Origin of the sequence: Succinimonas sp., from assembly GCF_045225735.1 — a bacterium.
Classification (GTDB): Bacteria; Pseudomonadota; Gammaproteobacteria; order Enterobacterales; family Succinivibrionaceae; genus Succinimonas.
Genome location: NZ_JBGVBR010000031.1, coordinates 17,846 through 32,657 on the forward strand (window position 1 = coordinate 17,846; position 14,812 = coordinate 32,657).

A 14,812-nucleotide genomic window follows, 5' to 3' on the forward strand; every position below is an offset into this window, starting at 1 on the left:
GGGAACGGGGCAGACTGCTTCAGCGATGAAAGAATTCAGAATAAAAGCTGTCTCCGATCCTGCTTCAGGTTTTGTGCGGGGAAATTTTAATGACAATCCTGACAGGCGCAGAGCTCCGGAGAGAGCTTTTAAAATAACGGGGCAGTGCCTGAAAACGCTGTCAATGCGTAATTGTTGCGTAAAATTGCCGTTGCTTAATCATGAAAACATGAGCAATGTAGAAAAATTCGCTTTTTTTGTTGTGTAGTGGATCCTGATATCGTCTATCATTCTATCTGTTAGGCTAGCTGTTTTGCTGTTTTGACAGTGATGCCGTCTCATCTGGTAAATATATAAAAGGATAGACTAATGAAAAAGAGTGTTTTAGCAACTGTAGTTGGTTTGGCCGCTTTTGGCTTATCTCAGTTCGCTGTTGCCGGTATTGAAGAAGGTCAGCTCACCATCTGGGTTAACGGCGACAAGGCTTATGACGGTATTGCCAAGGTAGGTAAGAAGTTCGAGCAGGCTACTGGTGTTAAGGTTACTGTTCAGCATCCTGACGGGGTTGAAAACAAGTTCCAGCAGACCGCTGCTACCGGTAACGGCCCTGATATCTTTATGTGGGCTCACGACCGTTTTGGCGAATGGGCTAAGCAGGCTCTCCTCACCCCGATTGAACCGACCGCTGAAGAAAAGGCTCGCTTTGCTGACTTTGCCTGGGAAGCTATGAAGGTAGACGGCAAGTACTACGGCTATCCTGTATCTATCGAAGCTATCGGCCTCATTTGTAACAAGGCTATTGTCAAGGATGCTCCTAAGGCATTCGAAGACTTCATCGCTCTTGATGACAAGCTGAAGGCAGAAGGCAAGCGCGCCATTATGTGGGATTACAACAACGGCTACTTCACCTATCCGCTGATTTCCGCTAACGGCGGCTATGCATTCAAGAAGACTGCAACTGGCTATGACGTTAAGGATTCCGGTGTTAACAACGACGGCGCAAAGAAGGGTGTTAACTTCCTGGTTGACCTCATCAAGAGCGGCCATATGGAAAAGGGTGTTGACTACGGTGTAATGGATTCTTCCTTCGTTAACGGCAAGGTTGCATGTATCATCAACGGACCGTGGTCATGGGGCAACTATGACACCAAGAAGGTTGACATTTCCGTTAATGCCATTCCTTCCCTCAATGGCCAGAAGGCTCATCCGTTCGTAGGTGTTCAGGGCATGACCATCAATGCCGCTTCTCCTAACAAGGATCTTGCCAAGGAGTTCCTTGAGAAGTACCTGCTCACCGATGAAGGCCTCCAGGCTATGAACGATGACAAGCAGCTCGGCGTGGCAGCTCTCAACTCCTTCGAAAAGAAGCTTGAGGCTGATCCTAAGATCGGTTCCCGTATCGCTGCAACCAGAGCTAACGCTGAAGTTGGTCATCCGATGCCTAACGTAGCAGAAATGAACCGTTTCTGGTCTTCCTTCCAGACTGCTCTGACCAACTCCACCAAGGGCCGTCAGACTGTTGACGAAGCACTCAGCACTGCTGAACGTCGTATTGAACAGTAATAGCTAAGCTTAAGCTGTTTTTAGAGGCTTCGGAAGTAAAATTCCGGAGCTTTTTAAAGAGTTTTTAGAAGTAAAAACTTTAATAAGAGATTATTAAAGTTTTTATTTGTAATAAAGCTCATGGTTTATTACATAACAGAAAAGCTAGGTTTGTTTGTTTTTAAGGTTTGTTAGCATGGAATCTATTAAGAATGGAGGAAAAGCTTCAGGAGGAGGAGCCGCCAAGGGCGATTCCGGAGCTTTACGAAAAATCCTGATCATGTTGCCAATTCTGCTGTTTGGTTTGTGGTGGGTTGGCTCAATGCTTTCGGATGGACAGTATGCATTTGCAGGGTTGTTCGCCGTGGTAATTGGCGGAGGTCTGGCGGCGTTCTGGTTTAACCGCTTCTACCCGCACCGCTATATATTCCCGGGTATAGCCAGCATGATTGTGTTTATTATCTTCCCGCTGGTATATACGATTTACATCTCTTTTACCAACTATTCAGATAATAACCTGTTCACTCTCGAAAGAGCTGAAGAATTCCATCTCCAGAAAAAGTACCGCGTAGAGGGCGGAGAATACAAGTTCAGTATTGTTGAAAGCAGCAACAAGGGACTTTATTCAATAGTGCTCACCACCGGCGGACAGACAGCTCCTGACGGTTCTGTTACTCCTGTTGAAACCTATAAGTCATCCGATATCCGTTTCTATGACAAGGATGACATGGCCAAGGAGACTACCAGACTCAGCGTTGAGAAGAACACTATTCACGTGGAAAAGGTTGACAGCAACTATCAGCCCACTCCTTGCGGCATTAAGTGCACCATGAAGTTCCGCGACTTCCTTAAGACCGTTAAGGTGAGTCTTGATTCCAACGAACTTTCCATGATCGACCTGCACACCTTCGGCGCCATGAGAAAGAAGTTCACTCAGCTTCCTGACGGCAAGGTTCTCGGTAATGGCCGTATGTTCAAGAACCCGCATCTGCTTCTTGATAACCAGACCCAGAAGCTTTTCATGCCCGACATGGAAAGAGGTTACTTCCGTTACATAGATGACAAGACCGGCGAGTTCGAGGGCGAGAACTACACTCCTGGTTTCCGTGTCGGTGTTGGCTTCTCTCACTTTAAGAGAATTTTCACTGACAGCAACATCAGAGAGCCGTTCGTCAAGATCTTTATCTGGACTGTAATTTTTGCTCTGGGCACCGTAGGCATTACTCTTGCTATCGGCATGGTGCTGGCCTGCTTTGCACAGTGGGAATTCCTCAAGGGCCGCGCTATTTACCGCGTAATTCTCATTCTGCCGTATGCAGTTCCTTCATTTATTTCCATTCTGGTATTCAAGGGACTCTTTAACGAGAATTTCGGTGAAATCAACAGAATCATTGACTTTGTATTCGGCGTGAAGCCTGAATGGACCACTTCCCCGAATCTGGCTCGTATGATGCTTTTGATCGTTAACGCCTGGCTGGGTTATCCTTATATGATGATTCTCTGCATGGGTCTTCTCAAATCCATTCCGGATGATCTCTATGAAGCATCAGCCATGGATGGAGCCGGTCCTATCCAGAATTTCTTCAACATTACCGTGCCGCTTCTGTGGAAGCCTTTGTTCCCGCTGATGATTGCATCCTTTGCCTTCAACTTCAACAACTTCGTTCTTATCATGTTGTTGACCAACGGCGGTCCTGACTATCTGCCTGAACCTGGCAGCACCACAGCTACCATGGCAGGCGCTACTGACTTGCTCGTGTCCTATACCTACCGTCTGGCATTTGAAGGCGGCGCCGGCGGACATGACTATGGTCTGGCATCTGCAATCGCTACCATGATATTCATTCTGGTAGGCGCTCTGGCAGTTGCTCAGCTCAAGTTAACCAAGAGGGACACAGGGAGATAACAAATGGCAATAGTACAACCAAAGTCGATTAAATATCGCATCTGGGCAACTCATGCGTTCATGTGCATCTTCCTCATGGCGATTTTGTTCCCCCTGTTCATGGTGGTGATGATTTCGTTCCGTGAAGGTAATTTTGCCACCAACGTATCTGACAGTATTTTGGGACTTTTCTTCCCGGGATTCGATTCGCTGACGCTGGATCATTGGAAGCTGGCTCTGGGAATCTCTTATGTAGATCCCAGCGGGAAGGAAGTGTTACCGCCGTTCCCGGTACTGCGCTGGCTCTGGAATTCAATTTATATTTCAGTAGTAACCGCAGCCTTTATCGTAGTGCTTTCAACCACCAGCGCCTATGCGTTTGCGCGTCTGAACTTTGCGGGCAAGGGGTTCATCCTGGACTGCATGCTTGTGTTCCAGATGTTCCCGGCAGTGCTGGCCTTGGTTGCCATCTATGCTCTGTTTGATAACATCGGCTCCTATATTCCGGCTTTGGGTCTTAACTCCCACGGCGGTCTGATATTGTCGTACATGGGCGGCATTGCGCTGCACATCTGGACAATCAAGGGTTACTTTGAAACCATTGATGCGTCTCTGGAAGAAGCAGCTGCAATTGACGGCGCTACCCCGTGGCAGGCTTTCAGACTGGTGCTGCTGCCGCTTTCCGTGCCGATTCTGGCAGTGGTGTTCATTCTTGCCTTTATCGGTACCATCACCGAAGTTCCGGTGGCCAGCATTCTGCTTACTGACAATGTAAATGATTACACTCTTGCAGTAGGTTCTCAGCAGTACATGGCTTCCCAGGACAAGAAGTGGGGCGACTTTGCTGCCGCAGCAGTTATGTCCGGTCTCCCGATTACCGTAGTGTTCCTCCTGGCTCAGCACTGGCTGGTCGGCGGTCTCACTGCAGGCGGTGTAAAGGGCTAATGGTTAATTTTGGCGGTACGGGCTGTATGGTGCCGCCTTTACAGGGAATTATTTAATTCGGAGCTATATAAATGGCTGAAGTTACTTTAACAAATGTTTTGAAAAACTATAAGCTTGGTGTTCTCAAGGATACTCTGCGTAACATCAATCTTGACATCAAGGACGGCGAGTTCATCGTTTTCGTAGGACCTTCCGGATGCGGCAAGTCAACTCTTCTCCGTATGGTGGCCGGTCTTGAAGATATCACTGGCGGCGAACTCAAGATTGACGGCGTTTACATGAACGACATCCCTCCGGTAGAGCGCGGTGTAGGCATGGTGTTCCAGTCCTATGCTCTTTATCCTCACATGGATGTGCGTGAAAACATGGCTTTCGGTCTTAAGCTGAAGAAGTTCGATAAGGACACCATCGAGAAGCGTGTGGCTCATGCTTCCAAGATTCTCGGTCTTGAAGCTCTCATGGACAGAAAGCCCAAGGCTCTGTCAGGCGGTCAGCGTCAGCGTGTGGCCATCGGCCGTTCCATTGTGCAGCAGCCTAACGTGTTCCTTTTCGACGAGCCGCTGTCCAACCTCGATGCAGCGCTCCGCGTAAAGATGCGTATTGAGATTGCCAAGCTCCATAAGGAACTCAATGCTACCATCATTTACGTAACCCATGACCAGGTTGAGGCAATGACTCTGGCTGACCGCATTGCAGTGCTGAGCCCGCTCAAGGATTCTGCTGAAACCAATCTGGAGCAGTTCGGTTCTCCTCTGGAGCTTTATCATAATCCTTGCAACAAGTTTGTGGCAGGCTTTATCGGCTCCCCGAAGATGAACTTCCTCAAGGGCCAGCTTATTGAGATTGGCGAAGAACGCTGCCGCGTCAAGCTTAACACCGGAGATGTGATCACTGCCTGTGTTGATGCCCGTCGCGCTAACGTTGGCGATAAGGTTGAATTAGGTATTCGTCCTGAGCACCTGGTTCCTGTTGATCATCCGGATGCAGAAAACCGTCTTTCCGGTGTGGTACAGGTAGCAGAGCACCTGGGAGCTGAATCCTTTGTTTACATGGACGTTGACGGTGAGGACTTCACTGTTAAGGCTGCTTCCGAAATCCCGGTTGATACCGGTGATTCATTGGAAGTAGGCATTCCAGCCAAGGCATGCTATCTCTTTGACCATGAAGAGAAGGCCTTCAGAAGAACCTCCAAGTACAATCGTTCTTAATTGAATCAATCCTAGCTAAGAGACAGGCGGTGTGCGAACATCGCCTTTTTCTTTTTTAGAGATTAAGTTGTGTTTATTTATTTTTGAAATTAGGATATATCAATTGATTTCAGTAATTAAAGTAATTCAATTGTAATTTCTATATTAATTACTGATTTTTAATTTACAGTTAATCGGAATGCTTGAGTTTGGTAATTTATTAATTATAATTCAGCTATTGCAAAATCTTGATATTTTTAAATTATTTATTAGGCGGTCTTGATAACTAAACTGATTATCAGGCTGCTATTCAGTACTGCTGATTTTGTTATCTTGGTTCCACTGACATCTGATTGATTCCTTACCAAAATACATTCCTGTAATAACAATCAAAATTACGGATGAACTCTTATTGATAACTATGACACCAGCCTTTGATATTCACCCTGGCATTAAAACCCAAAAATTTAATAATAACCTTTTTTATGCAATGTTTTAACCTGCTTGCTTAGATCTGCTGCAATTTCCTGTATCTGGCCAAGAGATTTTCTGATGCTTCCCGGGAAAACAGTTAGAGGAGCCGGCGGATGCGGCTGAGGGAGCAGTTTCGTAATAAGCCGCGCTAACATGAATGGAGTTTCTCCGGAGATGCCGATGCCGGCCTTCAGACAAAGCCGTAACGGTTCCGCTGCGCTTGCAAAGCTTTTCATGGAGCGTCCATAAAAAAAGACCACTCCCTCAGAGAAGGAGTGGCGTTATTAAAACAATAACTATGAATACAAAGTGACTAATGAACGATTGACCAAAGAAGTCATATCGCAGTTATTATCACAAAACATGTGATATGTGTCAAGTTTTTAGAAAATTTTTTTTGGTGCCGCGGATTAGCACACAGAGGCTTGCTTGCTGACAAATCTGTTCGTTATTCCGTTTTTGGCCGCAATTTGTCAGAGCTCTGTTTCCGGTTTGGGGGAGGATACCTGAAACGTTAATTGGCTTTTGTGTCCCCATGTTGTTTTTCCAAGGTACGGCCAAGCTTGCTGAGGGCGGAAAGACTCCTGTTCTCAGGAAATAATTGCTCGTAACAGTTGCAAAAACCGTGTTCAGTTCTTAAGATCCGTCACAGTTTTCAGAAATGACTTTGTCAATGCTTTTTGTCTTATTGTCCGCCATATCATGCTGAGATCAGATTTTAACTTTGAACTCCCTCAGGAGCTTATTGCCAGATACCCGGCCCCGGAACGCACCCATAGCCGTCTTTTAAGACTTGACGGCAAAGACGGCACGCTCCGGGAAGGGCATTTTTACGATGTTCTGGATTTAGTCAATCCCGGAGATCTTCTTGTTTTTAATAATACAAAAGTGATTCCGGCCCGTCTTTTCGGGAAGAAGGAATCCGGCGGGGCCTTTGAGATCCTCATAGAAAGGGTTACCGGTTCTCATACCGCTCTCACCCACCTGCGATCTTCCCGTTCGCCCAAACCCGGAGCCCGGCTGTTTTTTGACGGAGGGTACACAGCCACCATGGTTTCCCGGGAGGGAGATCTTTTTGAGGTTCAATTTGACGGGGAAGCAGATATTTTTACCATCCTTGATGATATCGGACATATTCCGCTGCCGCCTTATATTGACAGACCCGATACCAGCGAAGACCGGGAGCGCTATCAGACTGTTTACGCCCGGGATCCCGGAGCCGTGGCCGCTCCCACAGCGGGACTTCATTTTGATGAGGAGTTAATGCGGAAACTGCAGGAAAAGGGCGTCCGGTTTGCCTGGGTGACCCTGCATGTGGGAGCGGGCACATTCCAGCCGGTGAAGGAGGATGATGTTCTTAAGCATCACATGCATTCGGAGTATGCCGTAGTGCCTCCCGAAACTGTTGCTGCAATCCGGGAGGTTAAGGAGCAGGGCGGCCGGGTGATTGCCGTGGGCACCACCTCCGTGCGATCTCTGGAAAGCGCGGCTCAGGCTGCCGAAAAGAACGATCGCGATCTGGAGCCTTTTGCCTCAGACACCTCGATTTTTATCTATCCGGGATACCGTTATCGGGTGATTGACGCTTTGATTACCAATTTCCATCTCCCCGAATCAACTCTAATTATGCTGGTGGCCGCCTTTGCCGGATACCGGCATACTATGGCGGCCTACCGTTTTGCGGTAGAAAACAGGTATCGCTTTTTCAGCTACGGCGATGCCATGTTTATCACCAAAAATCCCTGTCCCGAATCCCGGGAAGATATTGAACGCCTGTGCGAACACAATTAAAGGAACCGACTTTTTATGGAATTTACTCTTAAAGCCAAATGCGGCAGAGCCAGGCTCGGCGAAATGGTTTTTCCCCGGGGCATCGTGCGGACTCCGGCCTTTATGCCTGTGGGCACCTACGGAACGGTTAAGGGACTCACTCCGGAGGAGGTGCGGGACATTGATGCCGACATTATTCTGGGGAATACCTTTCATCTCTGGCTGCGTCCCGGCATGGAGGTGGTGCGGCTCCATGGCGGACTTCATGAGTTTATGAACTGGAAACGTCCTATCCTCACTGATTCCGGCGGCTTTCAGGTGTTTTCCCTGGGGAAGCTCCGCAAGCTCAAGGAGGAGGGCTGTTACTTCAGGAGTCCGGTAAACGGCGATAAGGTATTTCTTTCCCCGGAAATATCCATGCAGGTTCAGACGGATCTTGATTCCGATATTGTTATGTGTCTTGACGAATGCACTCCGTATCCGGCAACACATGATGAAGCGGAATGGTCGATGAACCTGAGTCTTCGCTGGGCTAAAAGATCCCGGGAGGAATTTAACCGGCTCAATAATCCCAACTCGCTCTTCGGAATCATTCAGGGCAGCATTTACGAGGATCTCCGTGATAAATCACTGGAGGGCCTTTTGGACATCGGCTTTGACGGTTATGCCATCGGCGGTCTTGCGGTGGGCGAGGAGAAGGCTGACATGCATCGCATTCTTGATCATATAACCGCAGCGATGCCGGAGGATCGCCCCCGTTATCTCATGGGGGTGGGAAAGCCTCAGGATATAGTTTCCGGCGTGCTTCGGGGCGTTGATATGTTTGACTGCGTCATGCCCACCAGAAATGCCAGAAATGCCCATCTCTTCACGTCCTCAGGGGTGGTTAAGCTCAGAAATGCCCGTTATCGTCAGGATCTCGGGCCTCTGGATCCGGAATGCGACTGCTATACCTGCAAAAACTACTCCCGGAGCTATCTCCATCATCTTGATAAATGCGGCGAAATGCTGGGAGCCCGGCTTAACACCATTCACAACCTCAGATTTTATGAGCATCTTATGGAAAGGATCCGCGCGGAAATCGCCCAGGGGACCTTTGAGAGGTTCGCTGAAGAGTTCTTCAAAATCTATCCGGAAAACGACTGATGCCGCAGAATCGTTAAGGGGATCACCGTCAGAAACCATATCCTGCAAAATTTGGTGAATCCGGCTGAATTTTGGGATCATGATTTTTTGAGAGGCTTTTGTAATTCAGTAAAATGGTCTCCGTTATCCTTTTAAGCGGGATCTCCCGCGCTGTTTTTGCGCCTGAGGAGTTTTCGCTCTTGAGGACTGTCCGGAAACAGGGACAGGGATTTTCGGATCAGGGGTTTCGGAGGCAGCAGATGTTCAGAATAACCGATGATGGCATTGAAGAAATCGGCGGCTATCTTCCCGACGGTTTTCTTAACGGGCTTGGCATTTTCGAGACCATGAGAATCCTTTATGAGAAGGATCGCAACATTATCAGGGCGGAAAACCTGGCCGAGCATTACCGCCGTCTTCTGGCCGGCAAGGAAGAACTGGGACTTACCGGAGAATTTTCTCTCAGGCGCCTGGAAAATGCCCTGAGCGCTCTTATCCGCATCCGGGGTATCCGTTTCGGATCCGTGTCGGTATACATTGTGGCGGATCGCTATCCCCATGCGGAATTTCTGATTTCTCATGATTCTCGGGAGATTCCGGAGGAGGATTATCGCCGGGGCTACCGGATCAAGATCAGCAGATTGCGCATGCCGGCAGCGGGGCTGACCTCCAGATATATGACTCTTTCCCGGGTGGAAAGCAGTCTGGCCCTCCATGCAGCCCGCCGGGACGGCGCTGACGAGATTATTTTTCTGAATACCGATAATTATGTGGCCCAGTGCTGTCAGGCCAATATTTTCTGGCAGATGAAAAGGATTATCTATACTCCCAGCATCAGCGCCGGCATCGTGGCCGGAGTGGCCCGGCAGAAGACCATAGATCGCTATCAGGCCCGGGGGTACATCATAAAGGAAGGTCTTTTCGAGCTGAACGATCTCTACCTTGCTGACCGCATCTTTTTGGTAAGCGCAATTCTTAACGAGATGCCGGCTCAGATAGTGCGCTGACAGAAAGAACCCGCTGACAGAAAGAACCCGCTGACAGAAAAAGAGCGCTGACAGATGTGGCGCGTTGCCGTCAGAAACGCTTTAAGCAGTTTTTGCGGCTTTCCGAGCCCCGGGCTTCTTTTTTTCCTCATGTTATTCTGAAATTTCGGGATTTTTTCTTCCCCTTTTCACCTGTTTTTCAACCTTCTTTTCCCCGAGGATGCCGTTACTGTATTCCCTGCTTTTATTCCCCGTAACTTATGCTTCCGCCGGAAACGGCATTTCCATGTCAGTTAAAAAACGTGCGGAGGATCTCCTATTTGGTTATAATGCACCACTTGAATGTATGCATTGCTCAATTGAGGTAAGTTCATGAATTTTTTTCCAACAGCGCTGGCTGATGAAGCAGCCGCCGGAGCCGCTCAGGCTCCTCAGCCGCAGTTTGATTTCACCTTTCTCATCATCATGGTGGGCTTTATTGTCGTTTTCTATTTCCTGATGATGCGGCCCCAGAATCAGAAGAGAAAGGAAATGGAGCAGATTCTGTCCCAGCTGAAGCCGGGTGATGAAATCTATACTACCGGCGGTATTGTGGGGAAGATTGTTAAAATCAGCGAAAACCGTGATTACTACACTGTTCAGGTCAGTGCCAGCGGCACTTTGATGATAAGACGCGTCAATGTTGCCGGCGTGCTTCCCAAAGGAACCTTCGACGTGGTGAAGACTGCGGATCTGAAATAAGTTTTACCGGATTACCAAACAGCGGCAGCGGAGTCAGCCGAACCTGCCGCGGGAATACAAGGAGGCGGTTTTGTTAAACAAATTCCCGTTATGGAAAAACCTGCTGATAATCCTGATACTGATAATGGGAGCGATTTATGCTCTTCCGAACCTTTATGGCGAGGATCTGGCCATTCAGATTTCAGGAACCAGAGGCGTTACCCTGGCAGAAAGCGATCTGTCCCGGATTCAGGGGGTGGTGAATCCTCTGTGCAGCAGCGATCAGTGCAAAATTGAGCATGAGAACGGTCAGGCGCTTATCAGATTTAAGGATAATAACCTGCGTCTCAGCGTCAAGGACAAGCTGTCCAAGGAGCTGGGAGATAAATATGTGGTAGCTCTCAATCTTGCCGCTGCCACTCCGGACTGGCTCAGAAGCATCGGAGCTCATCCTCTCAAGCTGGGTCTCGATCTCCGGGGCGGCCTTCACTTCCTGATGGAGGTGGACATGGATGAAGCCATGAAGAAGATTATCGGCCAGACGGTGCAGGATTTCAGAACCGAGCTCCGTCAGGAGAAGATCCGTCTTACCGGAGCTCAGGCCGTTGGCACTGATGTTCAGATCTTCTTCCGGGATGCCGAAACCATGGATAAGGCCCTGGAGCTCCTTAAGAGAAAACACGGGGACATGGTGTTTCAGTCAGATGAAAAGGCTGACGGCAAGTTTGTCATCACTGCTCAGGTAAAGCCGGAGAAGCTTAAGGAAATCCGCACCTATGCCGTGGAGCAGAATATCAACATTATCAGAAACCGTGTTAACGAGCTGGGCGTGGCCGAGCCTCTGGTGCAGAGACAGGGCGCGGAAAGAATTGTGGTGGAGCTCCCCGGTGTTGAAGACTCTGCCCGGGCCAAGGAAATCCTCGGCGCCACAGCCACTCTGGAGTTCCGGCTGGTGGATCAGGCAGCTGACATTCAGGATGCCGCCAGCGGCAAGGTGTCTCCTAATTCCGAAGTCATCATGAGCAAGGACGATCAGCCGGTAGTGGTAGCCAAGAGAGTAATCTTAACCGGCGATCATATTATCGATGCCCGGAGCGGCATGGATGAAAACTCTCGTCCCGAGGTTAATATCAGTCTGGATTCCAAGGGCGGTCAGATCATGTCCGACTTTACCCGGGATCATATCGGCGATCCCATGGCCACCAACTTTATCGAGTACAAGGCCATTGATCAGGATGCAGCTTCCGAGGCAGCCGGAACTGATGCGGAGAACAGACCCCGCTTCCGCAAGGCGCAGCAGATCATTAACGTGGCCACCATTCAGGCCCGCCTGGGCACCAAGTTCCGCATTACCGGTCTGGATTCCCCGCAGGAAGCCCATAATCTGGCCCTCCTGCTCCGCGCCGGCGCTCTTATCGCTCCTATTCAGATTGTGGAGGAAAGAAACATCGGCCCCAGTCTGGGACAGCAGAACATCATAAACGGCATGACGGCCATGCTTTGGGGTATGGGAATACTCTTTATTTTCATGATCATCTACTACCGGGCCTTCGGTCTTGTGGCCAATCTGGCGCTTCTGATGAACTTTGTGCTCATTGTCGGCCTTATGTCTCTGATACCGGGAGCCACCATGACTCTTCCGGGCATCGCCGGCATCGTGCTGACCATCGGCATGGCGGTGGACGCCAACGTGCTGATATACGAGCGCATCCGCGAGGAAATCAGAAACGGCCGGGGCGTGCAGCAGTCTATCAATCTCGGCTATGAGAGGGCGTTTGTGACCATTGCGGATTCCAACATTACCTCCTTCTTCGTGGCTCTGATTCTGTTCCTGGTGGGCACCGGCTCCGTCAAGGGCTTTGCCCTGGTGCTGATGGTGGGGCTGGTATCCTCCATGTTTACGGCTGTTACCGCCTGCCGAGCCGTGGTAAATGCGGCTGTAGGCGGACGCAATATCAAGAAGCTGTGGATTTAAGGGAGAAGCTATGTTTCAGGTAATTAAGCAGGGAACCGTTATCCCTTTTATGAAAATCGCAAAGCCGGTGGAGGCTTTGTGTCTGCTCCTGGTAATAGGCTGCATTGTTCTTCTGGGCGTTAAGGGCCTTAACTGGGGACTTGACTTTACCGGCGGCGCCGTTATCGAGGTGCAGTACCCCGAGAATCCCTCAGGCGAGCCGGTTAATCTGGAGGAGGTGCGCGCCAGTCTGGCGAAAAACGGCATTGAAGGCGCTGTGGTGCAGTTCTTCGGCACCTCCCGGGACGTTTCCATAAGACTGCGTCCCAAAGAGGGGGAGAATCAGCAGGGCATTACCGAAAAGGTTAAAACAGCCGTAACCTCCATGAATTCCGGAGCTCAGGTCACCAGAAGCGAGTTTGTGGGACCGGCCGTGGGCGAGGAGCTGGTTACCAGCGGCATTGTGGCCATTGTGGTATCGCTGATTGTGATGCTGGCCTATATTGCCGCCCGCTTTGAGTGGCGTATGGCTACCGGAGCCGTGATCTCTCTGGTGTACGATGTGTTTGTGGTGCTGGGAGTGTTTTCCCTGATGTGGGTGGAGTACGACCTTACGGTGCTGGCCTCGGTGCTCACCGTGGTGGGCTACTCCCTGAATGACAAGATCGTGGTGTTTGACCGTATCCGCGAAAACGCCAGACGTCTGCACAAAATGCCCATGGACAGACTGTTTGACGTGTCTCTTACCGAAACTCTTTCCAGAACCATCATCACCTCGGGAACCACTCTCATTACCGTAATGGCTCTCCTGCTTTTGGGCGGCGAGATGATTTACGGCTTCTCTCTGGCCCTCCTGGTAGGCATTGTGTTCGGTACCTTCTCCTCCATCTATGTGGCTTCTACCTGGCCGCTCCTGCTCAAGATTCAGAGAGAGAATCTGCTCCCCATGGAGATCAAGAAGGATATCGGCGAGCCTGAGGCCGAGGTGCCTTACCCGGACTAAAACGAAGTTCTTTCAGATGACGAACCGGGATTACCTTGGCGTTTTCCCGGTTTTTTTATGCTCTCGCAGGCTAAGTTCACATTTTGTCTTACGTTACCGGCCCTCTCTGTCATTATTTTCCTTCAATGCATTAAAATAAAAATGCGAAAGCCACTATACGAAGGAGCCCTGCGGGGATGTGTTTTTTTCCCGGAATATGCGGGATAACAGGAATCAGCAATGCGTGCAGCAATGTTTAACAGAGTTTTTTTGTCCCTGATGCTGGGCGGTTTTATTCTCACGGGATGCGCGGGAATGAATGTGAGCGCCGGGACGGTGTCTGACGGTCATATTGATCCGTCATTTATCAAAATTGTAACTCCCCGGGTGGTGGATACCTCTGATCAGATGCTGATTATCAAGCTTTCCCGCCAGATCGCTGATCCCCATATCACCAAGACGGAAAGAGCCCGTCTGCTTTATGAGAGAAGCTTCGTCTATGACAAGACCGGTCTTTCTTTTCTGGCGCAGCTGGGGATTATGTCCGCCATTCAGGAAAATCTGCAGTTTGCCGAGGGGTACGGCTACTTCGGGGTAATGCTGGCCATGGACGGCAAGTATCTTGAAGCCTATGACGCCTTTGATGCGGCCCTGGAACTGGAGCCGACCCTGAGCAGCATCTACTCGGCCCGGGGCATTGCCCTTTACTACGGTCTCAGAGATCAGATGGCCCATGAGGATTTCAGCAGGTATTATCTTGAGGATCGCAATGATGTCTTCCGCATTGTCTGGCTTTATATTATTGAATCAAAGCTGCATCCGGAACAGGCCGTTCCGAGACTTCAGGAAAGATTCCGGCTTCTTGCCGATCGGGAGGATCTCTGGAATGTGAGAATGCTTCAGGTCATGCTGGGACTCCGTTCCGAGGCGGACTTCTGGGAGCACGTTCTGGACGGTGCCACCGAGGAACAGAAAACCGAAAGACTGTGCGAGGCCTATTTCTATCTTGGCAAGTACCATCAGATCAAAGGTGAAGAAGAAAGAGCCAATGACTATTTCCGGCTGGCCATGATGACCAACGTTACCTATTATCTGGAATATCATTACGCCGGAAAGGAGCTGTCCAGAAAGGGCGGTTATCATAAGGCGGCTCCCGAGGACGCGCCCATTGCTCCCGAGGGAGACCCCGAGAGCGCTCCCGGAAACGGCGCCAGTGCGGAAAAGAAGTCATAAGTCCGGAAATACGCAGGGAAATTTTAAGAA

12 protein-coding genes are annotated in these 14,812 nt (G+C 49.7%); 11 read left to right on the forward strand and 1 reads right to left on the reverse strand.

Annotated features, from left to right (window positions below; translation table 11 throughout):
• Positions 1-348 precede the first annotated feature (348 nt).
• From malE to ACJROR_RS01105, 4 genes are all read left to right on the forward strand, one after another.
• Complete coding sequence (gene malE / locus ACJROR_RS01090; protein ID WP_406039624.1) at positions 349-1,542, forward strand: maltose/maltodextrin ABC transporter substrate-binding protein MalE; 1,194 nt, start codon at positions 349-351, stop codon at positions 1,540-1,542.
• A gap of 259 nt (positions 1,543-1,801) precedes the next feature.
• Positions 1,802-3,427, forward strand: coding sequence for a maltose ABC transporter permease MalF (gene malF, locus ACJROR_RS01095; protein ID WP_406545508.1), 1,626 nt, complete (start codon positions 1,802-1,804; stop codon positions 3,425-3,427).
• A 3-nt stretch (positions 3,428-3,430) separates the two neighbouring features.
• Positions 3,431-4,351, forward strand: coding sequence for a maltose ABC transporter permease MalG (malG, locus tag ACJROR_RS01100; RefSeq protein ID WP_406545491.1), 921 nt, complete (start codon positions 3,431-3,433; stop codon positions 4,349-4,351).
• 71 nt (positions 4,352-4,422) lie between these two features.
• On the forward strand, positions 4,423-5,559 hold the full coding sequence (locus ACJROR_RS01105; RefSeq protein WP_406039630.1) for an ABC transporter ATP-binding protein: 1,137 nt from the start codon (positions 4,423-4,425) through the stop codon (positions 5,557-5,559).
• Between the two features lie 446 nt (positions 5,560-6,005).
• On the opposite strand, the gene ACJROR_RS01110 is transcribed toward ACJROR_RS01105, so the two are convergent.
• Entirely contained in the window at positions 6,006-6,248 is a 243-nt protein-coding gene (locus tag ACJROR_RS01110; protein ID WP_406545492.1) for a hypothetical protein, read from the reverse strand.
• 466 nt (positions 6,249-6,714) lie between these two features.
• On the opposite strand from ACJROR_RS01110, the gene queA reads away from it, so the two are divergent.
• The 7 genes from queA (at position 6,715) to ACJROR_RS01145 (ending at position 14,782) form a co-directional block, all read left to right on the forward strand.
• The gene (queA, locus tag ACJROR_RS01115) at positions 6,715-7,803 is read left to right on the forward strand and encodes a tRNA preQ1(34) S-adenosylmethionine ribosyltransferase-isomerase QueA (protein WP_406545493.1); all 1,089 of its coding nucleotides are present in this window, start codon (positions 6,715-6,717) and stop codon (positions 7,801-7,803) included.
• Between the two features lie 15 nt (positions 7,804-7,818).
• The gene (gene tgt / locus ACJROR_RS01120) at positions 7,819-8,928 is read left to right on the forward strand and encodes a tRNA guanosine(34) transglycosylase Tgt (protein WP_406039634.1); all 1,110 of its coding nucleotides are present in this window, start codon (positions 7,819-7,821) and stop codon (positions 8,926-8,928) included.
• Between the two features lie 239 nt (positions 8,929-9,167).
• Positions 9,168-9,914, forward strand: a complete 747-nt coding sequence (locus tag ACJROR_RS01125; RefSeq protein WP_406039636.1) for an aminotransferase class IV — start codon at positions 9,168-9,170, stop codon at positions 9,912-9,914.
• Between the two features lie 351 nt (positions 9,915-10,265).
• Positions 10,266-10,634, forward strand: coding sequence for a preprotein translocase subunit YajC (gene yajC, locus ACJROR_RS01130; RefSeq protein WP_406039638.1), 369 nt, complete (start codon positions 10,266-10,268; stop codon positions 10,632-10,634).
• A gap of 70 nt (positions 10,635-10,704) precedes the next feature.
• Positions 10,705-12,588, forward strand: coding sequence for a protein translocase subunit SecD (gene secD, locus ACJROR_RS01135; protein WP_406545494.1), 1,884 nt, complete (start codon positions 10,705-10,707; stop codon positions 12,586-12,588).
• Between the two features lie 10 nt (positions 12,589-12,598).
• Entirely contained in the window at positions 12,599-13,570 is a 972-nt protein-coding gene (secF, locus tag ACJROR_RS01140; protein ID WP_406545495.1) for a protein translocase subunit SecF, read from the forward strand.
• A gap of 219 nt (positions 13,571-13,789) precedes the next feature.
• Positions 13,790-14,782 carry a hypothetical protein gene (locus ACJROR_RS01145; protein WP_406545496.1) on the forward strand — a complete coding sequence of 331 codons (993 nt, stop codon included), beginning with the start codon at positions 13,790-13,792 and terminating at the stop codon, positions 14,780-14,782.
• The last annotated feature ends 30 nt before the right edge of the window (positions 14,783-14,812 follow it).